Origin of the sequence: Curtobacterium sp. SGAir0471, assembly GCF_005490985.1 — a bacterium.
Classification (GTDB): domain Bacteria; phylum Actinomycetota; class Actinomycetes; order Actinomycetales; family Microbacteriaceae; genus Curtobacterium.
This window is the reverse complement of record NZ_CP027869.1, coordinates 2994190-3019964: the sequence shown is the minus strand read 5'-3', so window position 1 is coordinate 3019964 and position 25775 is coordinate 2994190. Positions and strand designations below refer to the sequence as shown.

Genomic DNA, 25775 nt, shown 5'->3' with positions numbered 1-25775 from the left:
GCGACCGGACGGATGACGGGAGGCGCGGTGCCAGCTGGCACCGCGCCTCCCGTCCGTTGCGGGGAGCGTCCCGGACGGAACCTGGTTCCGGACACGGAACCACAGAAGAGCGCGGTGTCGTGCCCGGAACCTGGTTCCCGAGGAGGGGAGTGCCAGGATGGAGACGTGACTGACGCTGCCGCACCGATCGCCGACGAACACGCCTCGTACGAGGTCACCGAGTCCACCGTCGTGTACGAGGGCGCGGTCTGGGACGTGCGCCGTGACCACGTCGACTACGACGGGCACGACATGGTCCGCGAGTACATCGACCACACCGGCGCCGTGGCCGTCTTCGCGGAGGACGACGAGGGGCGCGTGCTCGTCATCCAGCAGTACCGGCACCCCGTGCAGCTGCGCGACTGGGAGCTGCCGGCCGGACTCCTCGACCACGAGGGCGAGGACCACCTGACCGCCGCGCAGCGGGAGCTCGGCGAGGAGGCGGACCTCGAGGCGGACCACTGGGAGCCCCTGGTCCGGTACAACACCTCGTCCGGCGGCAGCGACGAGTTCATCCAGGTCTACCGGGCCCGCGGCGTCCGCGCGACGGCCTCGGCGTTCGAGCGGGAGGCGGAGGAGGCCGACATCGTGACACGGTGGGTGCCGCGCGCCGAACTGGTCGAGGGCATCCTCGCCGGCCGGCTGCAGAACTCCGCGCTCGTCGTGGCGACCCTGGCGGTCGACGCGATCGAGCGGAGCGCGATCGAGCGGAGCGCGACCGAGCGGAGCGCGATCGAGCGCGGCGCGACGGCATGACCACCGCGCGGGGCTAGCGTCGAGAGGTGACCCCGCTCGACCGCGCCACCGAGACCTACCTGCGGCACGTCGCCGTCGAGCGAGGGCTGTCGCAGCACACGGTCTCGGCCTACCGACGGGACCTCGCGGTCTTCGCGGAGTGGCTCGCCTCGACGCCGGCAGTGGAGTCGGCAGGCGCGGACCGGGCCGGGGGAGCGGCGGCCCTGACCGACGTCGCGCGTCTGACCCGTGCGGACGTCGCCGGGTTCGTCGCACACCTGACCTCGCGACCGGAGCAGCCGCTCGCCCCACGGTCCGTGGCCCGGATGCTGAGCTCGGTGCGGTCCTTCACCGCGTTCGCCGCCGCCGAGGGCTGGCTCCCGCTCGACCCCGGGACGGCCGTCCGCCCGCCGAAGGCACCGTCGCGGCTGCCGAAGGCGATCTCGGTGCACGACATGGAGCGGCTGCTCGGCGCCGCGGGCTCGGCGGACGACGACCCCGTGCAGCTCCGGGACCGGGCACTGCTGGAGCTGCTCTACGCCACGGGCGCGCGCATCTCCGAGGCAGTGGAGCTGTCCGTGGACGACGTCACGACGCTGTCCGACCCCGAGGACGACGAGGGCGACGGGCTCGCGGTCGTCAAGGTCACCGGCAAGGGCAACAAGCAGCGCATCGTGCCGCTTGGCAGCTTCGCGCGGGCCGCGGTCGACGCCTACCTGGTGCGCGCTCGACCGGTCTTCGCGGCCCGGGGACCGTCGACCCCGGCGCTGTTCCTCGGCGCTCGCGGCGCGCGGCTGTCGCGGCAGAGCGCCTGGCTCGTCATCCAGGCCGCGGCGGAGCGCGCCGGACTGTCGGCGCACGTGTCACCGCACACGTTCCGGCACTCGTTCGCGACCCACCTGCTCGAGGGCGGTGCCGACGTGCGCGTGGTGCAGGAACTGCTCGGGCACGCGAGCGTCGCGACGACGCAGATCTACACGCTCGTCACGGCCGACATGCTGCGTGACGTGTACCAGACGGCGCACCCGCGGGCGCGGCGGTAGCGGCCGGAGCCGTCCCTCAGAGCACGTGCCACTGCGCGGACGCGGCGACCACGCCCGTGGCGACGGCGACCACGAGGGCGCTCGTCGCAGCGCTCCGCCACAGCACCCGCCAGCCGCCGGTCGCACCGGGACGGACGATCGCGACGACTCCGACGACGACGGCGAGCGTGCTCGCCACCCCGACCGGGTTCCACACGACCGACACGACCGCGAGCAGGACCGCGACGAGCGCCGCCGCCCCGACCCGCTGCACGGAGCCGCCGGAGGCCCACGAGCCGGTCCGGAGCGCTCCGCCCTCGACCGAGAACGACGGCCCGGCCGGCGCGACGACGACCGGCGCGACGGGTTCCTGCCGGGCCGGGAGCACCCGCGTCGCCCCGCCCCACGCGTGACCGTCCCACCACCGCAGGCGGTGGGCGTCCTGGGGGTCCGGGAACCAGCCTGCGGCCGGCAGCGTCACGGGGTGCTCCTCGAGGGTGCGGTGGATGGTGCACCTCGACGCTACGCAGCCGGGAGGCACGCCCACAGTCCCACAGCGGGTGTCGGCAACAAGGGGGACCAGTCGGTGCGCTACGGTCGGGCGGGTGATCACCGCCGACGCCCAGACCCTGTCCGCCTTCTGGTCCGCCCGCCGTGACGAGGCACCGGAGCTCCCCGAGGCCGTGCCCGAGGCGTGGGCGTTCGGCGCCACGCCGGACCACGCCGACGGTCTGCTCGACCTGGTGCTCCGCGGGATCAAGGACGGCACGGCGTCGTCGATGTGGGACTACGAGGCGACGGGCGACCCGCTGCCCGAGGTCGGCGAGCTCAGCGTCATCCTCGACGGTCGGGGCGAACCCCGCGCCGTGATCGAGACGACGGACCTGCGGGTCGTGCCGTTCGACCAGGTCGGCGAGGAGCACGCCCGCGCCGAGGGCGAGGGCGACCGCACCCTCGCGCACTGGCGCGCGGTGCACGAGCGCTACTGGCGCGAGCACTCCGAGAACCCGCGCGGGTACGAGCCGGACATGCCGGTGCTGTGCGAGCGCTTCCGGTTGCTCTGGCCGGAGGCACCCGCCGAGGCCTGAGTCGAGAGCCGCGGACTACGCCGGGACGGCCGCCGCGTCGACCTCGTCCATGACGGCCTTCGTCGCCGCGAGCAGCCGGGCGTTGAAGTCGACCCCGAGCTGGTTCGGCACCGTGACGAGCACGGTGTCGGCGGCCCGGACCGCGGCGTCGGAAACGAGCTCGGCGACGAGCTGCTCCGGCTCCCCGATGTACGAGCGACCGAACCGGGCGAGGCCGCCGTCGAGGTGCCCGACCTGGTCCTGCCCCTCGACCTGCGCCCGCACGCCGAAGTAGTGCCGCGACTCGTCGTCGGTGATCGGGATGATGCTGCGCGACACCGAGACCCGCGGCGTCCGCTCCCAGCCCATCTCGGCCCAGGTGGCCCGGAAGCGCTCGATCTGCTCGGCCTGCAGCTGGTCGAACGGCACGCCGGTGTCCTCGGTGAGCAGGGTCGACGACATGAGGTTCATGCCCTGCTCGGCCGTCCACTCGGCGGTCGCGCGGCTGCCGGCACCCCACCAGATCCGGTCGGGCAGCGTGTCCGACAGCGGGGACACCGCCAGGGACCCGGCCGACCCGGTCATCTGCGGGTTCGCGTGGGCCATCGGCTCCCCGGCGATCGCCCGGCGGAACACGTCGGTGTGCGAGCGCGCCATGTCGCCACCGTTGGTGTCGTGCGCCTCGGGGACGTAGCCGAACTGCTGGTAGCCGGCGAGAGCGGTCTCGGGTGACCCCCGCGAGACGCCGAGCTGCAGTCGGCCGCCGGAGATGAGGTCGGTGGCAGCGGCTTCCTCGGCCATGTAGAGCGGGTTCTCGTACCGCATGTCGATCACGCCGGTGCCGATCTCGATGCGACTGGTCCGAGCGGCGATCGCGGAGAGCAGCGGGAACGGTGCCGCCTGCTGCGGGGCGAAGTGGTGCACGCGGAAGTACGCGCCGTCGACGCCCGCCTCCTCGGCCGCGACGGCGAGGTCGATCGCCTGCACGAGGGCCTCGCGGCCGCTGCGGACACGTGAGCCCGGCACGTCGCGCCAGTGCCCGAAGGACAGGAACCCGATCTTCGTCATGCCCATGCGAACGCATGCTACTGCGATCGCATTCCGACACGACTACCGTCGTCGCCATGGACGACCCACGCACCGCGCTGACCGCGGAACGGCGTCGCAACGAGCGGCTGCTCGCCGACGTCGAGCGCAGCATGCGGGACGTCAGCGACGCACGCCAGGACGCCAACTCGGACGACGAGCACGACCCCGAGGGCGCGACGCTCGCCTGGGAGCGCGGCTCGCTCGGCGCGGTGCGCGACGACGCGCGGAACAGGATCCGACTGGTCGACGCCGCGCTCGCGCGGCTCGAGGCCGGCACCTACGGGCGGTGCGCCGTCGGCGGCGAACCGATCCCGGCGGCCCGTCTGGACGCGGTCCCGTGGGCCGCGACGTGCGTCGCACACGCGTGACGAGCCTCCAGGCCGGTGGGTGTGCTGCTGACGGTCTCGCGGCCGGACTGAGACGCGCACGTCTGCACGGGACGCCGCCTAGTGCATGAGACCCCGCCGCCTCCGGGGCCGTCTCGACGAGGCGGCGACGTCTCGACGGAACGGGCGGCCGGGAGGCGCGGTGCACGCCCGCCCCGCCACCCACGTCGCGTGGACCGGTTGCGCCGCCGTTTCCCAGCCGCGCGCCCTAGGTTGCCGCCATGGACGACACCCACGAGCGACCCGACGCGGTCGTGCGTGCCGACACCACGGCTCCCGAGACCGACGCCGACGACCGGCACCCCCGCTTCCGGTGGTTCCGTCGGCTGCGCGCGTGGATCCACGCGCGACCGGGCGTGCACCTCTTCTACAAGGTGCTCGTCGGGATCGTCGGCGGGCTCGTCGTGGTGATCGGGCTGATCCTCGTGCCGCTGCCCGGGCCGGGCTGGCTCGTGGTGTTCATCGGTCTGACGATCCTGGCCAGCGAGTTCCACTTCTTCCACCGCATCATCACGTGGCTGCGCGCGCAGCTGCACCGCTTCTGGGACTGGGCGAAGGCGCACGGGCCGCAGTGGCTGCGGAAGGCTGCGGACCGGGGCAAGGCCGACGTCGACGCGGCCCATGCCGATGCACACCGCAGCACGGGCGTCCGGGCGCAGCGGCCGAACCGGGCGCGACCGGGGCACTGACCGCCGTTCGCGTCGGTCGGGCCGGGGCTACTCGGCGACGGTCCGGACGGAGCCCGTCGCCGTGCGCTCGACGGTCTCGGCGGCGCGTTCCTCGACACCGGCCGCGCTGCGGGAGGTGACCTGCAGCACGAGGGCGGTCGTCGCCGCGAGGACGATGAAGGCGCCGTAGCCGGCGAGCACGGGCACGAAGCCGAACGCCGGTTCGACCAACCCTGCGACGACGGCGGGCACCCCGAAGGCCAGGTAGCTGACGATGTAGACCGACGACAGCAGCCCGGCGCGGTGCGTGGGGGCGGCGGTCGCGAGCAGCATCCGCAGCGGCGCCTGGAACCCCGCGCCGAAGCCGACGCCCGCGATCGCGCTCCCGACGACGAGTCCGGGCAGCGAGTGCGCGAACACGAACGACACGGTGACGACCGGGCCGACGATGAGTGCGACGAGTCCGAGGAACAGGCTCCGACGCGTGTCGAGGCGCTGGATCGCGAGTCCCGTGAGCCCGCCGACACCGGTGACGACGGCGATGAGGGCCCCGGCCGCGAAGTGGTCGTGGATGCCGAACACCGCACCGAGCGCCGACGGGACGAGCGACAGGAACAGCCCGCCCAGCGCCCAGCTGGCGACGAGGGCGCCGGCGACGCCTCGGAAGAGCGCTCGCGACGCCCGGGGGACGGACACCGTCGGGCGGAGGGAGCGGAGCGCGCCCGGTCGGCGGGTGACCCGCTCGGGGACGACGACCAGGGCGGCGACGAGGAGCAGCAGGAGCGCGCCGAAGAGCACGTAGACGAGCTGCTCCGGTGCCGGACCCCACTCGACCAGGGCGCCGCTCGACACCGCGCCGGTGGCCAGGGCGAAGGGCGGGACGGCACCGTTCAGGACGCCGGCGAGGGACGGGAAGCGCTCGAGCGAGTTGTCGATGAGCGCCGCGCCGAGGGCACCGATGAGCAGCCCGACGGCGACGCCCTGCACGATGCGGTCGAGCACGAGCGCCCCGAAGCCGTCGGCGCCGGTGAACAGCACGAGCGAGACGACGAGCAGCAGGCCGCCGGCGACGAGCACGGGCTTCCGGCCGACGTGGTCGGAGAGCCGCCCGGCGACGAGCATCGTGACGAGGAGCCCGGCGACGTAGATCGCGAACACCCCCGTGAGCATGAGCGGCGTGAGGTCCCACTCGGCGGCGTAGACGGGGTAGATCGGCGAGGGCACCGAGGACGACGCCATCGCCACGAAGAGCATGGCGGCGAGGATCCAGAAGCCCGCGACTCCGCGTGCTGACTGCATGGTGGCACCTTCCCGACGGATCGACTGCTGTACGAGCACATTCGTACAGCAGGTACCTGTACGACGCAAGTCGTACTGTCTGGTCGGCGGTGCTACCGTCGTGGCATGCCTGCCGCGCCCGTGGACTCCGCCGTCACGCCAGAACGCCTGCCGCAGCCGACCGTCGCCGAGATGGACCTGCCGGTCGTGCTCGACGCGCTGAGCGACCCGATCCGGCTCACGATCCTGCACCGCTACCTGGTCGACGCCGCCGGCGGGGTGCGCAGCTGCGGGTGGGTCGGGGTCGACCGGCCGAAGTCGACGCTGACGCACCACTTCCGCGTGCTGCGCGAGGCCGGCCTGCTCGAGCAGCACCAGGAGGGCCTGACGCGGTCGAGCCGGGTCCGCACCGAGGACGTGCAGCAGCGCTTCCCCGGGCTGCTCGACCTGGTGGCTGCGTGGCAGGTGCCCGCGTCAGTCATGCGCACGGAGGTCCCCGCGTGACCCAGCGGGCGCGGGCAGCAGCGGCACACGAGCTGCCGACCATCACGACCGACCCCGCCGTGACGACGGCGCTCGCCGCGGACCTCGACGCCGCGGGCTTCACCGTCGAGCGCATCGACGCGCTCTGGGGCCACGAGGCTGCCGCGTCGCTGCACCGCGGCTCGCGGGTCGCCGCGCTGCGGGCACTCGCCGCGCGGGAGACCACTCCGCTGACCACCCTCGCGACGCTGTTCGTGCTCGGCCTGCCGGTCGACCGGGCCGACGCCGAGCGGGCGTTCCCGACGGCCGGACTCGACCGGGTCACGGCCGCCGGGCTCCTGCGCAGCGACGACGGCTCGGGCCGCGACGAGATCGACGACTCCGGGCTGCCGGACACCGAGCACCGACGGGTGCACCCGACCGTCGACCTGCGGCCCTACGCCTTCGTCGACGACCAGGGCGCCGGCAGCTGGTGGATCGTCTCCGACCTCGGAGAGCTCGCACTCGGCACCGCGCTGGGCGAGGAGCACGTGCTCGGCATCGGCGGCGCGACCACCACGCTCTCCGGGCTGCAGGTCCCGGTGCCGGTCCGACGGGTGCTCGACCTCGGGACCGGGTGCGGCATCCAGGCCATGCACGCGCGGCGCTTCGCCGAGCAGGTCGTCGCCACGGACATCTCCCGCCGGGCGCTCGACATCGCCCGGTTCAACGCCGCGCTCAACGGCATCGACGGCATCGAGTTCCGGCTCGGCTCGCTGTACGAGCCGGTCGCGGGGGAGCGTTTCGACCGCATCGTGTCGAACCCGCCGTTCGTCATCACCCCGCGGCGCGACGACGTGCCGTCCTACGAGTACCGCGACGGCGGCATGGTCGGCGATGCGCTCGTCGAGACCGTGCTCCGCGGCCTCGCCGACCACCTCGAGCCCGGCGGGACCGCGCAGCTGCTCGGCAACTGGGAGTACCGCTGGGGCGTCGACGGGCTCGACCGGGTGCGCTCGTGGTTCGCGGACGCCGAGGACCTCGACCTGTGGGTCGTCGAACGGGAGCGCGAGGACCCGCCCGCCTACGCCGAGACCTGGATCCGCGACGGCGGGACGAAGCCCGGCACCGAGGCGTTCGACCGGCTCGTGGACGCCTGGCTCGACGACTTCGCCACCCGACGGGTCACCGGGGTCGGCTTCGGGTACGTGGTCGTCCGGCGCACGTCCGCGACGGACGCCGGGCGGCCGGGAGGCGCGGCTCGCCTCCGCCGCACCGAGCGCGTCCCCGAGGCGCTCGGCTCCAACCCCGTGGGGCTCGGCGCGACGGTCGCCCGGGTGCTCGACGCTGCCGAGTGGCTCGCGGCGAGCGACGACCGGGCCCTCGCCGCCGCACACCTGCGGGTCGCCGGGGACGTCACCGAGGAGCGGCACTACTGGCCCGGGAACGACGACCCGACGGTGATCACCCTCGTGCAGGGTGGCGGGTTCGGCCGGCGGGAGGACGCGGACACGGCGCTCGCCGCGTTCGTGGGTGCCTGCGACGGGGACCTGTCGGTCGCGGCGATCGTCGGCGCCCTCGCGCAGATCACCGGCGTCGACGAGGGCGCGCTCACGGCGGACCTGCTGCCGCGTGTGCGCGACCTGGTGCTGGACGGCCTGCTGCTCGCACCGACGTCCTGAGGCTGCGCCTGGCGTCCGGTCAGCGGGAGCGGTGGTCCCGCCAGGAGTGCTCGGGGGCGTAGCCGAGGAGCTCGCGGGCCTTCTCGCTCGACAGCAGCGAGCTCGTCCCGTCGATGTCGGTGCGGCGCTCGATGTCCGGCACGAAGCGCTCGACGAGCTCGATCGTCGGAGTGTCCATCACGGTGTCGGGGCTCGCGATGACGAACGCCTCGAACCCGGTGAGCTCGGCCTCGAGCGACCTCCGAACCGCCTGCGCCCCGTCGCGGGAGTCGATGTACGACCACAGGTTGAACGTCTTGGCCTCCGGCGAGGCGTCCCACGGGAAGGACGGGTAGTCGGTCTCGTCCATCACGTTCGAGAACCGCAGGCCGATCATCTTCAGCTCCGGGTCCCAGCGGGTGAAGTGGCGGGCCATCTCCTCCTCGACGGCCTTGCCGAGCGAGTACGACGACTGCGGGCGGACCGCGAACTCCTCGTCGACGGGCAGGTACGGCGGGTGGTGCTCGCCCATCGGGATCCCGAGCAGGGTCTCGCTCGACGCCCACACGACGTTCTTGATGCGTGCGACCCGGGCGGCGTGGAAGACGTTGATCGACGCGGTGACGTTGTTCGTGATGAGCGCCACGTCGGGCACCTGGCCGGGTGCGGGCACGGCGGCGAGGTGCACGACGGCGTCGACGCGGTCGTAGCGGTCGTCGATGCCGGTCAGCGCGCCGAGGACCTGGCCGTAGTCGCTCAGGTCGATGCGGACGAACGGCACCCGCTCGGGCTTGTCGGGGGAGGGCACCCGGTCGAGCAGGACGACGTCGTACCCGTGCTCGTCGAGGTCGCGGACGACCGCCCGTCCGAGCTTGCCGCTGCCTCCGGTCACCACAACACGCGTCATCGCGTCACTCCACATCGTCGTCGGACGGCCTGGTCGGCCGTAGCCCATCCTGCCGTGTGCGCCTGCACCGGGACCAGGCACTGGCGGTACCTGTCCGGGCGGCGCAGGTCGAGGTGGCCGAGCCCGGGGCGGCGCGGTCAGGCGGAGGCGGGGGTGACCGACTGCGCGACCGCCAGCCGAGCGACGAGCTCGACGTGCTCGGCCATGTCCCGCGACGGGTCGTAGAGCCACTGGATCTGCATGCCGTCCGAGATCGCCAGCAGCACGCTCGCCAGCTGCTCGACGTCCACGTCGGTGCGGAGCCGGCCGTCCTGCTGCATGGTCCGGAAGTCCCGGGCGAAGTCGTCGCGGCTGCGCTCGTAGCGCTCGCGGAAGTACTCGTGCGCGGGGTGTCCGGCGTCGGTCGCGGCGGCGGCGGACAGGTTCACGAACATCTGCACGAGGCCGGGGACCTCGGTGTTGTGCCGGACGATCGCGGCGAGGAACGCGCCCGGGTCCTCGGCGGTGGTCCCCCAGTCGTGCGCCAGGTCGACCTCGTCGCGGCGGCGGAGGATCTCCACCCAGAGGTCGTCCTTCGAGTCGAAGTAGTGCAGCAGTCCGGCCTGGGTGAGCCCGACCGCGTCGGCGATGTCCTTGATGCTCGTCTGCCGGAACCCCTGCTGTGCGACGAGGTCGAGCGCGACCGTGAGGATCTCCTCGCGCTTCGCGATGCCCTTCGCGTACGAACCCCGTCGTGCCATGGCGCGAGCGTACCGCCCGTTCCGGACCCGAGAAACCTACTCACGATAGGTTTTGCCTGCTACGCTGACGCCAGCCGCCGACGAAGGCGCGCGGAGGTCATGCCCCGGCGCCCGTCGCACAACGAAGGGACCGACCATCGTGACCACCGTGGACGACACCACCCGCGCCTCCCGGCCGACCGCCGCGTCGCCGCTGGCCGAGCGCATCGACGCGCTCCTCGGACAGCTGACGACCGCGGAGAAGGTCCAGCTGCTGACCGGCCGCGACTTCTGGACGACCTGGCCGGTCGAGAAGATCGGTCTCCGCCGCATCCTGATGTCCGACGGCCCGTCCGGTGTCCGCGGTGAGGTCTGGGACGAGCGCGACCCGTCGCTCAACCTGCCCTCCGCCACCGCGCTGTCGGCGAGCTGGGACCGGGCGATCGCGAAGCGCTACGGCGCCGCAGCCGCCGTGGAGGCCCGCCGGAAGGGTGTCGACGTCGTGCTCGGCCCGACCATCAACCTGCACCGGTCGCCCCTGGGCGGACGGCACTTCGAGGCGTTCAGCGAGGACCCGGTGCTCACGGGCGACCTCGCCGCGTCGTACGTCGACGGCGTGCAGGAGAACGGCGTCGCCGCGACCCCGAAGCACTACGTCGCGAACGACTACGAGACCGACCGCTTCACCGCGTCGACCGAGGTGTCGGACCGGGCGCTCCGCGAGCTGTACCTGCTCGCGTTCGAGAAGGCCGTCACCGAGGCGCACGCCTGGGCGGTCATGTCGTCCTACAACGCGATCAACGGCGTCACCGCGTCGGAGAACGACCTGCTGGAGACCCCGCTCAACTCGGAGTGGGGCTTCGACGGCATCGTCGTGTCCGACTGGACCGGTGTCCGCTCGGTGGACTCGGCGAAGGCGTCGCAGGACGTCGCGATGCCCGGACCGAACCCGTGGTGGAGCGAGGGGCCGCTGCTCCAGGCGGTCGAGTCGGGCGAGGTCCCGCTGGCGGCGATCGACCGCAAGGTCCGCCGGATCCTGACCCTGGCCGCCCGCGTCGGTGCCCTCGAGGGCTTCGAGCCCGTCGCGGCGGAGCCCGTGCACGTCGAGGACGGTGTCGCGTTCGTCCGCGAGGCCGAGGCCGAGGGCACGGTCCTCGTCCGGAACACCGGCATCCTGCCGCTCGACGCCCCCGCCGTGGCGCGGATCGCGCTCCTGGGCCACAACGCCGACCAGGCCCGCACGCAGGGCGGCGGTTCGGCGACCGTGGTGCCGGAGCACGTCGTGACGCCCATCGAGGGCATCCGAGCGGCCTTCCCGGGCGCGACCGTGGACTACGCCATCGGCGCCGTCGTGCAGGAGGGCATCGCGGAGTTCCCGCTGTCGAGCATCACGAACCCCGCGACCGGCGAGCCCGGTGCCCGGGTGGCGTTCGTCAAGGACGGCGAGGAGCTGTTCGTCGAGGACCGCCGTGCCACCGCACTGTTCTGGTTCGGCGGCGACGCCCCGATCCGCGAGTCCGACCGACTCGACGTCACGACCACGTACACCGCCGAGACGACGGGCACCGTGCGGCTCGGCATCGGCGCCGCGGGTCGCTCCCGCATGTGGGTGGACGGCGAACTCCTGCTGGACGAGACCGTCCCGGTCGAGGGCGACCAGCTCGGCGCGGCGTTCCTCAACCCGCCGGCGCGCTCCGTCCCGGTGGCGGTCGAGGCCGGGCAGCAGCTCGCGATCCGGATCGAGCACGACATCGTGCAGGACGACGCACTCGGCGGTGTGCTCGCCTACCAGTTCGGCACCGAGCCGAGCGACGCCGACCCCGTAGCGCTCATCGAGGCAGCCGTCACCACCGCCCGCGACGCCGACGTGGCGATCGTCGTCGTCGGCACGAACAGCAAGGTCGAGTCCGAGGGCTACGACCGCTCGTCGCTCGCACTGCCCGGGCACCAGGACGACCTGGTCCGTGCCGTCTCCGCCGTGAACCCGAACACCGTCGTCGTGGTGAACTCCGGTTCGCCGGTCGAGATGCCGTGGCGGGACGACGTCGCCGCGGTGCTCCTCACCTGGTTCGGCGGGCAGGAGTACGGCAACGCCCTCGCCGACGTGCTGACCGGCACCGCGGAGCCCGGTGGTCGCCTGCCCACCACGTGGCCGGCCGCCCTCGCCGACGTCCCGGTGCAGGACGTCACACCGGTCGACGGCAAGGTCGCGTACGACGAGGGCGTGCACGTCGGGTACCGGGCCTGGCTGCGTGCCGGCACCGAGCCCGCCTACCCCTTCGGACACGGCCTCGGGTACACCACCTGGACGATCGACGGCGTCTCCGCATCGCCGACGGTGACCGAGGGTGACGCCGCGATCGTCACCGCGACCGTCGCGAACACCGGTGACCGCGCCGGGAAGCACGTCGTGCAGGTCTACGCGTCGCGTGCGCAGTCAGCGGCCGACCGTCCGGTGCGGTGGCTCGTCGGGTTCGCGCCCGTCCGGCTCGGTGCGGGGGAGTCCACCGAGGTGTCGATCGAGGTCCCGGCGCGGGCGTTCGCGCACTGGGACGGTGCCTGGCGCTACGAGCCCGGGACGTTCGAGCTCCACGTCGGCGCGTCCGTCGTCGACCTGGCCGGCTCGGCGACCCTCGAACTGGAGTGAGCCGATTTCCGCACGGGCGCGGGTTCGTTCAGTAGCATGAACCCGCGCCAGTCGGCTGGTTACCGTCGGCGCGCGCACCACCGAGGGCCCGTCGTGTGAGCGAAGCGGCCTCCTGATCCGGTCGTGGAACCCCTTCGAGTCCGGTGCGTCCAGAATGCGTCCCCGCGTCCGCGCGGGGGCGCATTCGTCGTTCGGCGGACAAAGGTCCGCGGGCGTACCTTTCCGCCTCTGACCAGGGATTGTCACGAACAGCTGACAGTTCGTCATCATTCGCGAAACGATGATGACAAATCCTTCGAGAAGTGAAAGAGTGATGACACCATCCCGTGCGGATCAGGGACGAGATGGTCATCCGGCACGGGGCTCGTCGGACCTCACCACCCCGACTCGAGCCCCGGCCGGATGCCCCCGTCGTCGGCCCGGACCACGGTCAGCCCAGCCGCGGTCGTCAGCTGAGCCGCGGGGCGATCTCCTCGGCGACGATCCGCAGGATGCGTTCGTGCGCCGCAGCGTCGCCGTTCGCCGGCAGGGTGATCACGAGCTCGTCGGTCGACTGCACGGCCGGGTCGGCGGCCAGCGCGTCGACGATCTCGTCCACGCCACCCGACACGATCCTGCTGAAGCGGAAGGGCGGCCCGCTCAGCGGGCGGCCCTCGTCGTCCATGCCGCTCGCGTAGCCGGTGAGGAACTCCTCGTGCACCCGGCGGTCGTGGTCGTCGAGCAGCGGGACGACGATCCTGCCCACCGCGACCCGCGGCGTGCGGCCCGGGTGCTCGCCGGCCGCCTGGAGCTCCGCGAACCGCTCCCGGTACGCGGTGAGCTGATCGGCCTGCGCCTGCGCGAAGGGGGCGCCGGTGTCCTCGGTGTTGAGCGTCGAGCAGTGCAGGAGCAGGCCCTTCTCGGCCGTGCGGACCGCCGTGCCCGTGCTGCCGCCGCCCCACCACACACGGCCGCGCAGCCCGGGCGAGAGCGGCTGCAGCGTCAGGTCCGCGCCGGCGGGGATGCTCTCGTAGCCCTTCCCGGCCGTGCCGAGCGGCTCGCCCTGCAGGACCTCGAGCAGCCGCGCCGCACGGGCCTCGGCCTCGTCGCGGAAGCTGCGCTCCGAGCCGCCGAACACCGGGTCGAGGATCGGCCCGTACCCGGCGATCCCGGTGCTGATGCCGAGCTGCACCCGGCCGCCGCTGAGGAGGTCGACCGTGCTGGCGTCCTCGGCGAGGCGGATCGGGTCCTCGTAGCGCATCCCGAGGACGGCGGTGCCGAAGCCGATCGTGCTGGTGCGCTGGGCGGCCGCCGCGAAGAACGTCATCGGGCTGGTCAGGAACGGCTCGAAGTGTCTGCCGCGCACCCACCCGGTGCCGTAGCCGAGTGACTCGGCCGTCTCGAACAGGCGCAGGCCGTCCTCCAGCGCGGCTGCTGCGCCGGCGGTGCCGCCGTGGTTGGGGACGAAGGAGAGGAAGCCGAGTTCGCGCACGCATCGAGTCTATGCGCGTGCATCCAACTGCGGCAGGGTGTCGGACGGGAGGATCCTGGCACGACCGCGACGCACGCTGCGGTCCGCCTGTTCCGGACGGGAGGCGCGTGGCGGGCCGGCACCGGGCCTCCCGTCCGTCTCCCGGTCGCCACCCACCTGGGAGGATGGACGCATGACCGACGTCACCACCACCCCGCCGCTCCTCGCCGCCCTGCCGGCGGCGGTCGACGGCGTCGTCGACCCGGACGCGGTCTACCAGGCGTTCGCCGAATGGGCCGAGGCCGGCGGGCGGCCGCTGTACCCGGCGCAGGACGAAGCGCTCATCGAGCTCGTGTCCGGTGCGAACGTCGTCCTGAGCACGCCGACGGGCACCGGCAAGTCCCTCGTCGCGGCCGGCGCGCACTTCGCCGCGCTCGCCGAGGGCAAGCGGAGCTGGTACACGGCGCCGATCAAGGCGCTCGTCTCCGAGAAGTTCTTCCAGCTCGTCGACCTGTTCGGTGCGCAGAACGTCGGCATGGTGACGGGCGACTCGAGCGTCAACGCCGATGCCCCGATCATCTGCTGCACGGCCGAGATCCTGGCGAACACGGCGCTCCGTCAGGGCGCCGACGCCGAGGTCGACGTCGTCGTGATGGACGAGTTCCACTTCTACGGCGATCCCGACCGCGGGTGGGCGTGGCAGGTGCCGCTGCTCGTGCTCGAGCGCGCGCAGTTCCTGCTCATGTCCGCGACCCTCGGCGACGTCACGACCATCGCCGACGACCTCTCCCGCCGCACGGGGCGCCCCACCGCCCGCGTGACCGGTGTCTCGCGACCGGTGCCGCTGTCCTACGAGTACGTGCTGACCCCCGTGCAGGAGACCGTCGAGCGGCTGCTCGAGGAGGGGAAGGCACCGGTCTACATCGTGCACTTCGCCCAGGCAGCGGCGCTCGAGCGGGCGCAGGCGCTGATGTCCGTGAAGGTGGCGTCGCGCGAGCGGCGGGACGAGATCGCCGCCGCGATCGCCGGGTTCCGGTTCAGCGCCGGGTTCGGGCAGACCCTGTCACGGCTGATCCGAGCGGGCATCGGCGTGCACCACGCGGGCATGCTGCCGAAGTACCGACGGCTCGTCGAGCAGCTCGCCCAGCGGGGTCTCCTGCCGGTGATCTGCGGCACTGACACCCTGGGGGTCGGCATCAACGTCCCGATCCGGTCCGTGCTGCTGACCGGCCTGACGAAGTTCGACGGTTCCCGGATGCGGCAGCTGTCCGCTCGCGAGTTCCACCAGATCGCCGGCCGCGCCGGACGTGCCGGGTACGACACCGAGGGCGACGTGGTCGCCGAGGCGCCCGAGCACGAGATCGAGAACGCCCGCGCCGTCGCCAAGGCCGGGGACGACCCCAAGAAGAAGAACAAGGTCAAGAAGAAGAAGGCGCCCGAGGGCTTCGTCTCCTGGGGGCCGGCGTCGTTCGACCGCCTCATCGCCGCCGAGCCCGAGCCGATGGTGTCCCGGATGCGGATCACGCACGCGATGGTGCTCGCCGTCGTCGCCCGCGGGGGAGACGCCTTCGCCGACGTCCGGTCGCTCGTGTTCGAGAACCACGAGCCGCGCTCCCGGCAGCTCGCGATGGCCCGGCGCGCCCTGTCGATCGCCCGCACGCTGATCAACGCCCGCGTGATCGAGCAGGTCGACGGGCAGTACCGCATGACCGTCGACCTACCCGTGAACTTCGCGCTCAACCAGCCGCTGTCACCGTTCGCGCTCGCGGCGTTCGAGCTGCTCGACCCGTCCTCACCCACGTACGCGCTGGACATGGTGTCGATCGTCGAGGCGACCCTCGACGACCCGCGCGCCATCCTCGTGCAGCAGCAGTTCAAGGAGCGCGGCGAAGAGGTCGCCCGCATGAAGCGCGAGGGCATCGAGTACGAGGAGCGGATGGAGCTGCTCGAGGCAGTGACCTGGCCCAAGCCGCTCGACGAACTGCTCACCGCTGCGTACGAGGCCTACGCGGCCGAGCAGCCGTGGGTGCTCGACTTCACGCTCTCACCGAAGGCCGTGGTCCGCGACATGTACGAGCGGGCGATGACCTTCGGCGACTTCGTGCGGTTCTACCAGCTCACCCGCTCCGAGGGTCTCGTGCTCCGCTACCTGTCCGACGCCTACCGGACGATGCGCCAGACCATCTCGGAGGAACAGCGGACCCCCGAGCTCGACGACCTGATCGAGTGGCTCGGCGAGGTCGTCCGGCAGACCGACTCGTCGCTCGTCGACGAGTGGGAGGCGCTGGTCAACGGTTCCGTGACGGAGGCCGCCGCCGAAGCAGTGTCCTCCTCCGCTGGCGAGATCGCTCCGCCGCAGCCCGCCCGCCTCACCGGCAACCCGCGGGCGTTCCGGGTGCTCGTGCGGAACGCCCTGTTCCAGCGGGTGCTGCTCGCGGCCGCGGACGATCCCGCGGGGCTCGGCGAGCTCGATGCGACCAGCGGGTTCGACCGCTCGGCGTGGGATGCCGTGCTCGAGGAGTACTACGAGGAGCACGACGCCATCGGGACGGACGGGGATGCGCGGTCGATGGCGTACCTGGTGCTCGACGAGCAGGGGCCGGGACGGACCTGGCGGGCACGGCAGATCTTCGCCGACCCCGAGGGGGACAAGGACTTCGGGTTCTCGGCGACGATCGACCTCGACGCCTCGGACGAGTCGGGGGAGGCGGTCGTGCGCGTCACCGAGATCGGACGGTTCGACGGCTGGGCCGAGGTGGACGTCGACTGAGGACGTCGACCCGCGGTCTGCGGTCGCACGGAACGTGTCGGCCGCGGACGTCGGCCCGCGGTCTGCGGTCGAGCGGAACGTGTCGGCCGCGGACGTCGGCCCGCGGTCTGCGGTCGAGCGGAACGAGTCGGCCGCGGTCCGGGTACCTTCGACGCCAGCCCCGGACACCCGGGACGGGGCGCCCACGGAAGGACCCGTCATGCGCATCGGATCGAGCATCGCCCTGATCGTCATCGGAGCGATCATCGCCTTCGCGGTCGACTACCAGGTCGCGGGCATCGACCTGCGCCTGATCGGCTACATCCTGATGGCCGCCGGCGTCGTGCTGCTCATCATCAGCCTGGCGGTCGGGTTCGGCGGGCGTCGGACCACGACCACCACCCGGTCGGGCATCGACCCGGCCTCCGGCGAGCAGATCACGCGGCAGGACCGCCGCGACGGCACGTACTGATCCGGCGATCACGACGGGCCCGGGCGGAGTGACCGCCCGGGCCCGTCGTCGTTCCGCCGGTCTCTGCCGTTGGGCCGGTGCCGTTCCGCCGGTGCCGTTCCGCCGGTCGTCCGGCTCGTCAGAACAGGGTGGCGGGCGGCTCGACCTGGGCCGGCTGCGGAGCGGGCGGGACGACGGTGTCCGGCCAACCCGGGCCCGTCGGGACCTCGGTGTGGTTCTGGTACGCCGTTGCTGCACCCCGTGCCCGGACGTCCGCGGCCTCGTTCATCTCGTGTCCGACGTGCCCGCGGACCCACTCGAAGGTGACCTTGCGGCCCTGGAGCTCGGCGTCGAGCTCCTTGATGATCTCGACGTTGAGGACCGGCTTGCCGTCGGCCTTCCGCCAGCCCTTCCGCTTCCACCCGGCGAGCCACTCGGTGCAGGCCTTGATGGCGTACTGGCTGTCGCACAGGATGTGCAGCGGCTCGTCGGTGTCCTTCGTCGCTCGGAGGAGCTGCAGCACGGCTGTGAGCTCTCCGATGTTGTTCGTCGCCCGCGGCCACCCGCCGGCGGCCCAGCGGTCGTCGTCGACGTACCAGGCCCAACCTGCGGGGCCGGGGTTGCCGAGTGCGGAGCCGTCTGCGGCGGCGACGATGGTCACGATGTGGCCTCCTGGGGTGGTGCGGGGTGCTGGTCGAGCGTAACCGACCGGCAGACCGCCCCGAGGTCAGCGCGTGGCCGGGTCGAGGTTCAGCCAGGACCCGGCGAGGACCCAGTCCTTGCCGGTCGTCTGCATCTGCGGGTTCAGCCACCGCAGCTGTTCGACCGTGATGCCGAAGCGCTCCGCGATCGTCGTCTGGTCGTCACCCTCGTTGACCCGGTAGGCGACCGGGGTGCCGGTCGTCCCACGGAGGGTCTGGTCGTCGGCGTCGAACGCGTACCCGTACGCACCCGGCCGAGCTGCGCCGAGGGTGACGTGCAGGTCGGGTTCGGGATCGGGGATCGACCAGGAGAGCGTCCCGATCGCCAGCACCTTGAACCTCCAGGGGCGGTCGCTGTCGTCACCGTCGGACTGGTCCGGTACGAGGACCGCGGTGCGCAGCCAGTCCGGATCGGTCCCGGCCTCCGACAGGCTGACACTGGCAGGGGGCTGGCCGTTCGCGCCCCATCGGGTGGTCGCCACGGCACGGTCGTCCGAGCCGTCGCCGAACTGCGCCGTGCGTCGGAACTCCACGCTCATCGGCTGCGGGTTCGTCGTGCGGTAGTCCGACAGCTGCGCGTCGAAGGTGCCGTGGTCGTTCGCGACGATCCGGACGTGGATCGACGTGTCGCCGGACTTCGACACCGCGTCCGTCTCCGCGACGACCGTGCCGGCGGGGACCGCCTGCGGTGCCGCGACGGGCTGCGCGGTGTCGTCCGTCGTACCCGATCCGCCGACGGGGCCCGGGGTCGCGGAGGCGCTCGGCGCGGCGTGCCCGGACGGCTTCGGCAGCGGGGCGTCGTCGCCGAACAGCGAACAGCCCGTCAGCAGCAGTGCGCTCGTCCCCACCAGTGCGACGACCGCCGCAGCGCGTACCCTCGTCCGACCCATCCTCGGCCCCCTCCGTCGGGACGACCGTACCCGAGCGGGAACCGGATCAGGGGCGTCGTGACCGAACCGGTACCAGGGGACGCGGCCTACTGTGCGGGGCATGAGCGACAGCATCCCGAACGTGCCCGGTCCGGACGAGTCCGACGACCGTGCCCGGAGCGACGAACTGCGCGACGCGGCGCACAGCGACGACGTCGACGGTGTGACGGAGCGCGAGCAGCGCGCCGCCGACACGTCCTACAGCCCGTCGAGCGAGCGGGAGACGGTCGCGTCGCAGACCCAGCAGCGTGACGACGCGGACCTGGAGGCGGACGGCATCGACCCGTCGAGGGTGGTCGCAGCCCCCGGGACCGGCGGTGCCGACGACGCGGGTGACGTCGAGCCCGAACCGGGCGACCTGCACCTGCCGTGGCAGTCCGAGGAGGACCGCCGGGCATGACGACGCCGGGGCGGGGACCGGTCGGTCCCCGCCCCGGCGCAGGTCGTGCTCCGTGCGACTAGTCCACGTGCACGGTCATCGTCTTGATCAGCGTCAGTCCACCGGGACCGCGGACCTTGAACTCGAACGTGTGGTCACCCGGGCCGAGGCCGTAGAAGAACTCGGTCGTGGAGCCGCTCGTGACGCGGTGGCCGTCCTTGAACTTCCCGTCCACGAACACCAGGGCGTCGTAGGACCCGGAGTACCCGGTCACCTTCGGGTCGCTGAACCGCAGCTTCACGGCGATCGGCGACACGAGGTCGACCTGCACGTCGAGTGAGCCGAAGCCCGGCGTGGACGGTGCGCTGAAGCCGTTGTCGACCGGCGGGACCCGGTCGGACACCGGGTCGGCCGTGACGTCCTCGACCGGCTGCTCGGGCTCGGGCGCGGTGAAGCCGGGGTCGGTCTCGCCGGGGTTGGGGTTCGCGACGATCGGCTGGGGGGCCGGGCCGGTGAAGCCTGGGTCGGTCTCGCCGGGGTTCGGGTTCGCCACGACCGGCTGGGGTGCCGGGCCGGTGAACCCGGGGTCGGTCTCGCCGGGGTTGGGGTTCGCGACGACCGGCTGGGGTGCTGGGCCGGTGAAGCCGGGGTCGGTCTCGCCGGGGTTGGGGTTCGCGACGACCGGCTGCTGGACGGTGATGTTGCCGAAGAGCGTGTTGAAGTCGTCACCACGCGTCTGCCACGAGAACGCCGGAGCCTGACCGGAGGACACCGGCTGGAGCTTCCAGTGCACCAGGCCGTCGTCGGGGACGGTCCCCGAGGTCTGGTGGAGCGAGTTGTGCTGGTGCAGGCTGTAGAACGCACCCGGGGTGCCCTTCACCGTGACCTCGGTGCCCGACGCGTCGGTCTTCGCGTCGACGAGCTCGATGTCCTCCGCCACGATCGCCTTGCGCGGGTTGCCCGTGACCGTGACGGTCGAGGTCTGCTCCCGCAGACCGTCGAAGACGCGCACCTGGGCGGCGCGCTCCTCGCCCTCCTGCAGGTCGTGGACCTCGAAGGTGGAGCGGCCGGCGTCGTCGAAGCGCCCGTGCGCCCCGAAGCTGCCGTCCTCGGCGCCCAGCGACCAGGTCAGGCCGGGGGTGCCGGCAAGCGTCACGACGGTCGTGCCTGCGGAGCGGCCCGGGGTGGTCTCGACGACCCGCACCGGCTGCTGCACCCCGAAGCCCGGGTCGACGAGTCCGGGGTTCGGGTTGGCGACGATGGGCTGGGGTGCCGGGCCGGTGAAGCCGGGGTCGGTCTCGCCGGGGTTCGGGTTGGCGACGATGGGCTGCGGTGCCGGGCCGGTGAAGCCGGGGTCGGTCTCGCCGGGGTTCGGGTTCGCCACGACGGGCTCCGCCGTCTCGTCGCCGGGGTCGCCCGGGTCGCCGGGCTCACCCGGGTCGCCCGGGTCGCCGGGCTCACCCGGCTCGCCCGGGTCGCCGGGCTCGTCGGGGTTGCCCGGCTCCTCCGGGTCGGTCGCCTGGTCGGTCAGGACGAAGGAGCCGTGGATGCCGTGTTCCCCGTCGCCGTCGGTCGTCCAGTACACCGTCTGTCGGTCGAACAGCGAGCGAACGTGCCCGCGGATGAGCCCGTCGGCCGGGACGTCGCCCTTGATGTCGTCCTGGTAGTTGTTGCCCTCGAGCGAGTAGGACGCGTCCGGGGTCCCCCGCACCACGTAGTCGAAGCCGTCGCCGACCTTCTTCGACGAGACGAGCTCGAGCGGCTTCGCGTCCACCGGCGGACGCGGGTTGCCGACGATCTGCAGCGTCTCCACGGTCCGCTTGCCGGATCGCTCGGTCTGCACCTGCTCGGAAATCGTGTCGTAGCCCGTGCGGAGCTCGTGCGTGAAGCGACCCGACTCCGGGACCGTGCCCGACCAGTCGACCTGGTTCTTCGCGTTGCGCAGCACGTACCGGTCGCCCGGCTGCCCGGCGAAGGTCACCGCGGTGCGGTTGTGCCGCGCACCCGGGGCGGTGTCGGCCACGGTCAGCGGCTGCGGGGCCTTGCCGTCGTCCGGGTCCTCCTCGGCGAACGACTGCACCACGGCCGGTGCCGAGGTCTTCGTCTCGCCGTCCGAGGTCACCGACGCGACGACGCGGTGCTCGCCCGGCGCCAGCCAGGCGTTGCACCCGCCGCTGTCCGCGAAGACGTACGCCGGCACCTCGCACAGGACCTCGTGGGTCTCGGCGTCGAGGATGCGCAGGTCACCCGGATCGGTGTTGACCGAGAAGGACACGTTCCACTCGTCGACCTGGAAGTAGTCCGTCCCACCTTCGCTGTACGCGAGGGTGCTGTTGTTCGCCGTGTAGATGTACGGGTCGTGCGGGTACCAGAGCGATGCGTTCGCGACGTTGCACGACGCGAGCACCGCGGTACCGACGAGTGCCGACCCGAGCACGAGCTTGGCTGCGCCGCGTCGTCGGCGCTGCTTGTCCACCACGTTGTTCTCCTTGTCCGCGGCCCCTGGTGGACCGCGACGACAAGCATGACGCTGCGATATTCCGTATCCTGAATTGATTCTATGTGGTAGGCGATCGTCGGCGAGTACGGGCGGTCGTCAGGACACGCGGTCGGGGTGCGACCCGGTCCGTTCGCCGGTCTCGAGCCTGGCGATCGCCGCGAGATCGTCGTCCGTCAGCGCGAAGCCCTCCACGTCGAGGTTGGACCGGATGCGCGAGGGTGTCACGGACTTCGGCAGCACGACGACCCCCTGCTGCACGTTCCACCGCACGAGCACCTGGGCGACGCTCACGCCGTGCGACGCCGCGATGCGGGTGAGCACCGGCTCGTCGACCAGGCGACCGCGGCCGAGCGGCGACCAGGCCTCGGTCACGATGTCGTGCTGCTCGTGGAACGCGATCAGCTCGCGCTGCGGCAGCCACGGGTGTCGCTCGACCTGGTTGACGGCCGGCACCTCGCCCGTCTCGTCGAGCAGCCGCTGCAGGTGCGGCACCTGGAAGTTCGAGACGCCCACGCTCCGCGCGCGGCCCTGCTCGCGGAGCTCGACGAGCGTCCGCCACGTCTCGACGTAGCGATCGTTCGCCGCCGCCGGCCAGTGGATCAGGTAGAGGTCGACCGCGTCGAGCCCGAGCCGTTCGAGACTCGCGTCGAACGCGCGCAGGGTCGCATCGCGACCCTGGTGCTCGTTCCACACCTTCGTGGTCACGAAGACGTCGTCGCGGTCCAGCCGGGAGGCACGGATCGCCTTCCCGACGCCGCGTTCGTTGCCGTACATCTCGGCCGTGTCGACGTGGCGGTACCCGGCATCGAGGGCGACGGCGACGGCGGCCTCGGCCGCCGTGTCGTCGACCTTGTAGACGCCGAGACCGACGGCGGGGATCGCGTTGCCGTCGCGGAGGGGGATCGAGGTGACCATGTACCCATCCTGCCCAGCGCGGCGGCGGTGTGTCGCGCCTCCAGGCCGAACCTTCGCATGTCACATCAGATGTTCACAGAGGGGCTGGCAGACGATGGTCGCCGCCCGGCGGACGCCGGGTCGGAACGAAGGAGACCCCATGAAGAAGACGACCGGGATCGCGACCGCCGCCGGCATCGCGCTCGCGCTGGGTGGCACGCTGCTCGCGGCCGTGCCCGCGAACGCCGTCACGCCGACGACCGACGCGTCCACCACTGCCTCGCAGTCCATCGCCCCCGTCGGGCCGACGACGTCGTGGCGCGGTGTGTCGATCACCAAGAGCGTCGTCGAGGGCGACGAGATCGTCGTCGCGGGCAAGCTGACCGGCCTGCCGCTCGTCAACGGCGTCCGCGCCGCCGCCGGGAACGGGTACAGGACGATCGCTGCCGTCGACGCGAACGGGGAGTTCGAGATCCGCATCCCGAGCCGCGGCGACTTCGACGTGCAGGACTACACCCTGCAGTTCGGACGCAAGCTCGGCGCGAACGTGGTGCCGACCGCGGCGAGCGTGAACGACTTCGGCTGGTACGCGGTCCGCGTCTGAGGCCGCTGCGGCGCGTGAGCGGGGTGGGGACGGTCGGTCCCACCCCGCTCGCGTGTCAGCTGGGGAGTGTCACCGGCTCGGTGTCGGGAAGCGGGCTCGCGTCGCGGCCTCGCAGGTCGGGCAGCCAGCGCTTCGTCACGAGCGGCAGGACGACCCCCGCCGCTGCCATCACCGCACCGACGGTCATGCCGCCGGTCGGGCCGTTCGCGTCGATGAGGAACCCGGCGACGGCCGAACCACCGGCGGCACCGATGAGCTGACCGGTGCCCATCCAGCCGTACGCCTCGGCTGTGTCGGAGAACTTCACCGTCGCCGACACCGAGCCGAACATGACCGCGAGGGCGGGTGCGATGCCTGCGCCGGCGATCACGAGCGCCAGGCAGAGCCACCAGAAGTCGGTGCCGCCGACCGCCAGTGCGAGGCCGACGAAGACGATCGACATGCGGGCCCAGAGCGTGTTCCTCGAGATCGGCCGGTGCCCGAGCACGAGACCGCCCGCCAGTGATCCGATCGCGAACACCGCGAGGACGATGCCGGCGTTCGGGCTGCCCTCGCCGAACACGCTCGTGACGCTGGCCTCGACCGCGGAGCACGCGCCGATGAGCAGCAGGCCGGTCAGCGTGGCGACGATCACCGACGGGCGCTTCAGGACGACGCCGAACGCGCGCTTCGAGCGGGGGATGCGGACGCGGCCGAGCTCGGGGGAGGCGATGAACCACACGCCGCCCACCACCAGGAACACCATGGCGACGACGATCGCCTGGACGGTGCCGACCTGCGTCGCGACGAACGTGGTGATGACCGGGCCGGCGACCCAGATGAGCTCCTGCGCGCTGGCGTCGAGCGAGAACAGCGGGGTGAGCTGCGACGAGGTCACCATCTTGGGGTAGATGGTGCGCACCGCCGGCTGCACCGGCGGGACCGCCAGGCCGCCGAGGAACCCGACGGCGACGTAGCCCCAGAGCGGCATCGTGGCGAACGCGATCACGACCATGCTCGTCAGGGCGACCGCGCTCGTCAGGATGAGCACCGGTCGCATGCCCCAGCTGCCCATCCACCGGCTGGTGAGCGGTCCGGCGATCGCCTGGCCGATGCTCGTCGTCGCGAGGACGAGTCCGGCGGCGCCGTACGAGTGGAACACGTGCTCGACGTGCAGCAGGTAGGCGAGCGAGAGCATGCCGAACGGGAAGCGTGCGGTGAGCTGCGCTGCGATGACGCGACCGACTCCGGGGGTCTTCAGCAGGGGTCCGTAGGCGCTCACGGATCGAGCGTACCGACCGGACGGATCGTGCCGTCACCCGTCCGGGGGTGCTGTGGACGGAGTGGCTGCTCGCGGTGCCCTGTGGACGGTTCCGCGACACGCCGACGCGCCGATTCCACACATGTGGATCGGGGCTGTCCACGGGTGTGGGGAAGTGTCGGTGGTGGGGCGCACACTGGCGGAATCACGGGCTTCGCCGAACTGTTCACACTGTGGAGGGCCCTGTGGAGAACTACACGGCTGTAACACTTCCTCTAGTGGTCGGTGCGGCAGTCAGCCACTAGATGTAGTGTGGAGACATCGCAGCGGCCCCTTCCCGGACACGTCTGCGGAGCCACTTGCACCACCCGCAACACCTGGCACCAGCACCACTCCACAGCAAGCACGACACCAGCAAGAACCAGGGGAGATCATGGCCGTCACCGTCTACACCAAGCCGTCCTGCGTCCAGTGCACCGCGACGTACCGCGCGCTCGACAACAAGGGCATCCAGTACGAGGTGCTCGACGTCTCCGCCGACGAAGCAGCGCTCGAGCACGTCAAGTCGCTCGGCTACATGCAGGCTCCCGTCGTCGTGACCGACGACGACCACTGGTCGGGCTTCCGTCCCGACAAGATCGCGACGCTCAGCGCCGAACTCGCGTGAGCCGCGCGGGTCCCGTCACCGGGACCCGCGCCTCCGCCGGCCCGGAGGCACACAGCCTCCGTCGGGCCACTCCCGATCTGCTGTCCGCACCTCTCACAAGGAGCGCGCACATGAGTCGCCTCGTCTACTTCTCGAGCGTGTCCGGCTACACGGCCCGCTTCATCGAGAAGCTCGGCCGTGACGCGGACCGCATCCCGCTCTTCCCGAACGACCCGTTCCTCCACGTGGACGAGCCGTACGTGCTCGTGCTGCCCACCTACGGTGGCGGCAACGGCCAGGGCGCGGTGCCCAAGCAGGTCATCAAGTTCCTCAACGACGAACGCAACCGCTCGCTCATCCGCGGCGTGATCGTCGGGGGGAACACGAACTTCGGCGAGGCCTACGGGCTCGCCGGGGACGTCATCGCGCAGAAGTGCGGCGTCCCGCTCTTGTACCGCTTCGAACTCTTCGGAACGCCTGACGACGTGCAGGCGGTCAACTCAGGATTGGATGCATTTTGGACGCAGCAGTTGCAGACGTCGATCTGACGTC

Annotated in this window: 25 protein-coding genes; 14 read left to right on the top strand and 11 right to left on the bottom strand. The window is 72.1% G+C overall.

Annotated features, from left to right (window positions below; all coding sequences use genetic code 11):
• Positions 1-165 precede the first annotated feature (165 nt).
• Both C1N91_RS14030 and C1N91_RS14025 read left to right on the top strand, forming a co-directional pair.
• The gene (locus C1N91_RS14030) at positions 166-795 is read left to right on the top strand and encodes an NUDIX domain-containing protein (RefSeq protein WP_137768228.1); all 630 of its coding nucleotides are present in this window, start codon (positions 166-168) and stop codon (positions 793-795) included.
• Between the two features lie 26 nt (positions 796-821).
• Positions 822-1817, top strand: coding sequence for a site-specific tyrosine recombinase XerD (locus tag C1N91_RS14025; RefSeq protein ID WP_137768227.1), 996 nt, complete (start codon positions 822-824; stop codon positions 1815-1817).
• 16 nt (positions 1818-1833) lie between these two features.
• Here the strand turns inward: C1N91_RS14025 and C1N91_RS14020 are convergent, their stop codons facing one another.
• The gene (locus C1N91_RS14020) at positions 1834-2277 is read right to left on the bottom strand and encodes a DUF2510 domain-containing protein (RefSeq protein WP_175416037.1); all 444 of its coding nucleotides are present in this window, start codon (positions 2275-2277) and stop codon (positions 1834-1836) included.
• Between the two features lie 127 nt (positions 2278-2404).
• Between C1N91_RS14020 and C1N91_RS14015 the strand changes: the two genes are divergently transcribed.
• The gene (locus C1N91_RS14015; protein WP_254678425.1) at positions 2405-2884 is read left to right on the top strand and encodes an ASCH domain-containing protein; all 480 of its coding nucleotides are present in this window, start codon (positions 2405-2407) and stop codon (positions 2882-2884) included.
• A 15-nt stretch (positions 2885-2899) separates the two neighbouring features.
• Here the strand turns inward: C1N91_RS14015 and C1N91_RS14010 are convergent, their stop codons facing one another.
• Positions 2900-3937: an LLM class flavin-dependent oxidoreductase gene (locus C1N91_RS14010; protein WP_137768224.1), complete on the bottom strand. Its 1038-nt coding sequence runs from the start codon at positions 3935-3937 to the stop codon at positions 2900-2902.
• A gap of 50 nt (positions 3938-3987) precedes the next feature.
• Between C1N91_RS14010 and C1N91_RS14005 the strand changes: the two genes are divergently transcribed.
• Entirely contained in the window at positions 3988-4320 is a 333-nt protein-coding gene (locus tag C1N91_RS14005; RefSeq protein ID WP_137768223.1) for a TraR/DksA family transcriptional regulator, read from the top strand.
• A 239-nt stretch (positions 4321-4559) separates the two neighbouring features.
• Positions 4560-5027: a TIGR02611 family protein gene (locus C1N91_RS14000; protein ID WP_137768222.1), complete on the top strand. Its 468-nt coding sequence runs from the start codon at positions 4560-4562 to the stop codon at positions 5025-5027.
• 27 nt (positions 5028-5054) lie between these two features.
• On the opposite strand, the gene C1N91_RS13995 is transcribed toward C1N91_RS14000, so the two are convergent.
• Positions 5055-6305, bottom strand: coding sequence for an MFS transporter (locus tag C1N91_RS13995; RefSeq protein ID WP_137768221.1), 1251 nt, complete (start codon positions 6303-6305; stop codon positions 5055-5057).
• 105 nt (positions 6306-6410) lie between these two features.
• Between C1N91_RS13995 and C1N91_RS13990 the strand changes: the two genes are divergently transcribed.
• A complete protein-coding gene (locus C1N91_RS13990) occupies positions 6411-6788 on the top strand; it encodes an ArsR/SmtB family transcription factor (RefSeq protein ID WP_137768220.1) in 378 nt (125 codons plus the stop codon).
• Positions 6785-8428 (top strand): DUF7059 domain-containing protein, encoded by a 1644-nt coding sequence (locus C1N91_RS13985; protein WP_254678265.1) that lies wholly within the window; start codon positions 6785-6787, stop codon positions 8426-8428. The genes C1N91_RS13990 and C1N91_RS13985 overlap by 4 nt, the downstream gene beginning before the upstream one ends.
• Before the next feature lie 19 nt (positions 8429-8447).
• Here the strand turns inward: C1N91_RS13985 and C1N91_RS13980 are convergent, their stop codons facing one another.
• Together C1N91_RS13980 and C1N91_RS13975 are read right to left on the bottom strand one after the other, a co-directional pair.
• Positions 8448-9314 carry an NAD-dependent epimerase/dehydratase family protein gene (locus C1N91_RS13980; RefSeq protein WP_137768219.1) on the bottom strand — a complete coding sequence of 289 codons (867 nt, stop codon included), beginning with the start codon at positions 9312-9314 and terminating at the stop codon, positions 8448-8450.
• A gap of 137 nt (positions 9315-9451) precedes the next feature.
• Complete coding sequence (locus tag C1N91_RS13975) at positions 9452-10054, bottom strand: TetR/AcrR family transcriptional regulator (protein WP_137768218.1); 603 nt, start codon at positions 10052-10054, stop codon at positions 9452-9454.
• A gap of 139 nt (positions 10055-10193) precedes the next feature.
• Between C1N91_RS13975 and C1N91_RS13970 the strand changes: the two genes are divergently transcribed.
• Positions 10194-12680, top strand: coding sequence for a beta-glucosidase family protein (locus C1N91_RS13970; RefSeq protein ID WP_137768217.1), 2487 nt, complete (start codon positions 10194-10196; stop codon positions 12678-12680).
• 448 nt (positions 12681-13128) lie between these two features.
• Here the strand turns inward: C1N91_RS13970 and C1N91_RS13965 are convergent, their stop codons facing one another.
• A complete protein-coding gene (locus tag C1N91_RS13965; protein ID WP_137768216.1) occupies positions 13129-14151 on the bottom strand; it encodes an LLM class flavin-dependent oxidoreductase in 1023 nt (340 codons plus the stop codon).
• 172 nt (positions 14152-14323) lie between these two features.
• Between C1N91_RS13965 and C1N91_RS13960 the strand changes: the two genes are divergently transcribed.
• Positions 14324-16900 (top strand): DEAD/DEAH box helicase, encoded by a 2577-nt coding sequence (locus C1N91_RS13960; protein ID WP_137768215.1) that lies wholly within the window; start codon positions 14324-14326, stop codon positions 16898-16900.
• 199 nt (positions 16901-17099) lie between these two features.
• Positions 17100-17351, top strand: coding sequence for a DUF6458 family protein (locus C1N91_RS13955; RefSeq protein ID WP_058727711.1), 252 nt, complete (start codon positions 17100-17102; stop codon positions 17349-17351).
• A 118-nt stretch (positions 17352-17469) separates the two neighbouring features.
• Here the strand turns inward: C1N91_RS13955 and C1N91_RS13950 are convergent, their stop codons facing one another.
• Both C1N91_RS13950 and C1N91_RS13945 read right to left on the bottom strand, forming a co-directional pair.
• Positions 17470-17991 carry a ribonuclease H family protein gene (locus C1N91_RS13950; protein ID WP_137768214.1) on the bottom strand — a complete coding sequence of 174 codons (522 nt, stop codon included), beginning with the start codon at positions 17989-17991 and terminating at the stop codon, positions 17470-17472.
• Between the two features lie 66 nt (positions 17992-18057).
• Entirely contained in the window at positions 18058-18921 is an 864-nt protein-coding gene (locus C1N91_RS13945; RefSeq protein ID WP_137768213.1) for a LysM peptidoglycan-binding domain-containing protein, read from the bottom strand.
• 100 nt (positions 18922-19021) lie between these two features.
• On the opposite strand from C1N91_RS13945, the gene C1N91_RS13940 reads away from it, so the two are divergent.
• Positions 19022-19360, top strand: a complete 339-nt coding sequence (locus tag C1N91_RS13940; RefSeq protein ID WP_137768212.1) for a hypothetical protein — start codon at positions 19022-19024, stop codon at positions 19358-19360.
• Between the two features lie 58 nt (positions 19361-19418).
• On the opposite strand, the gene C1N91_RS17130 is transcribed toward C1N91_RS13940, so the two are convergent.
• Both C1N91_RS17130 and C1N91_RS13930 read right to left on the bottom strand, forming a co-directional pair.
• The gene (locus C1N91_RS17130) at positions 19419-21818 is read right to left on the bottom strand and encodes a hypothetical protein (protein ID WP_217496439.1); all 2400 of its coding nucleotides are present in this window, start codon (positions 21816-21818) and stop codon (positions 19419-19421) included.
• Positions 21819-21935: 117 nt separating this feature from the next.
• Positions 21936-22754, bottom strand: coding sequence for an aldo/keto reductase (locus C1N91_RS13930; RefSeq protein ID WP_137768211.1), 819 nt, complete (start codon positions 22752-22754; stop codon positions 21936-21938).
• 139 nt (positions 22755-22893) lie between these two features.
• Here C1N91_RS13930 and C1N91_RS13925 point away from each other — a divergent pair, with 139 nt between their 5' ends.
• Entirely contained in the window at positions 22894-23337 is a 444-nt protein-coding gene (locus C1N91_RS13925) for a hypothetical protein (protein ID WP_137768210.1), read from the top strand.
• A gap of 55 nt (positions 23338-23392) precedes the next feature.
• Here C1N91_RS13925 and C1N91_RS13920 read toward each other — a convergent pair whose 3' ends face one another.
• Positions 23393-24598, bottom strand: coding sequence for an MFS transporter (locus tag C1N91_RS13920; RefSeq protein ID WP_137768209.1), 1206 nt, complete (start codon positions 24596-24598; stop codon positions 23393-23395).
• Positions 24599-25010: 412 nt separating this feature from the next.
• On the opposite strand from C1N91_RS13920, the gene nrdH reads away from it, so the two are divergent.
• Both nrdH and nrdI read left to right on the top strand, forming a co-directional pair.
• Positions 25011-25244, top strand: coding sequence for a glutaredoxin-like protein NrdH (nrdH, locus tag C1N91_RS13915; RefSeq protein WP_058727719.1), 234 nt, complete (start codon positions 25011-25013; stop codon positions 25242-25244).
• A 110-nt stretch (positions 25245-25354) separates the two neighbouring features.
• On the top strand, positions 25355-25771 hold the full coding sequence (gene nrdI, locus C1N91_RS13910) for a class Ib ribonucleoside-diphosphate reductase assembly flavoprotein NrdI (RefSeq protein WP_137768208.1): 417 nt from the start codon (positions 25355-25357) through the stop codon (positions 25769-25771).
• Positions 25772-25775: the final 4 nt, after the last annotated feature.

Coding starts and splice junctions, on each gene's coding strand:
- C1N91_RS14010 (WP_137768224.1), bottom strand. CDS start 3,937: ATGGGCATGACGAAGATCGGGTTCCTGTCCTTCGGGCACTGGCGCGAC.
- C1N91_RS14005 (WP_137768223.1), top strand. CDS start 3,988: ATGGACGACCCACGCACCGCGCTGACCGCGGAACGGCGTCGCAACGAG.
- C1N91_RS14000 (WP_137768222.1), top strand. CDS start 4,560: ATGGACGACACCCACGAGCGACCCGACGCGGTCGTGCGTGCCGACACC.
- C1N91_RS13995 (WP_137768221.1), bottom strand. CDS start 6,305: ATGCAGTCAGCACGCGGAGTCGCGGGCTTCTGGATCCTCGCCGCCATG.
- C1N91_RS13990 (WP_137768220.1), top strand. CDS start 6,411: ATGCCTGCCGCGCCCGTGGACTCCGCCGTCACGCCAGAACGCCTGCCG.
- C1N91_RS13980 (WP_137768219.1), bottom strand. CDS start 9,314: ATGACGCGTGTTGTGGTGACCGGAGGCAGCGGCAAGCTCGGACGGGCG.
- C1N91_RS13975 (WP_137768218.1), bottom strand. CDS start 10,054: ATGGCACGACGGGGTTCGTACGCGAAGGGCATCGCGAAGCGCGAGGAG.
- C1N91_RS13960 (WP_137768215.1), top strand. CDS start 14,324: ATGACCGACGTCACCACCACCCCGCCGCTCCTCGCCGCCCTGCCGGCG.
- C1N91_RS13955 (WP_058727711.1), top strand. CDS start 17,100: ATGCGCATCGGATCGAGCATCGCCCTGATCGTCATCGGAGCGATCATC.
- C1N91_RS13945 (WP_137768213.1), bottom strand. CDS start 18,921: ATGGGTCGGACGAGGGTACGCGCTGCGGCGGTCGTCGCACTGGTGGGG.
- C1N91_RS13940 (WP_137768212.1), top strand. CDS start 19,022: ATGAGCGACAGCATCCCGAACGTGCCCGGTCCGGACGAGTCCGACGAC.
- C1N91_RS13930 (WP_137768211.1), bottom strand. CDS start 22,754: ATGGTCACCTCGATCCCCCTCCGCGACGGCAACGCGATCCCCGCCGTC.
- C1N91_RS13925 (WP_137768210.1), top strand. CDS start 22,894: ATGAAGAAGACGACCGGGATCGCGACCGCCGCCGGCATCGCGCTCGCG.
- nrdH (WP_058727719.1), top strand. CDS start 25,011: ATGGCCGTCACCGTCTACACCAAGCCGTCCTGCGTCCAGTGCACCGCG.
- nrdI (WP_137768208.1), top strand. CDS start 25,355: ATGAGTCGCCTCGTCTACTTCTCGAGCGTGTCCGGCTACACGGCCCGC.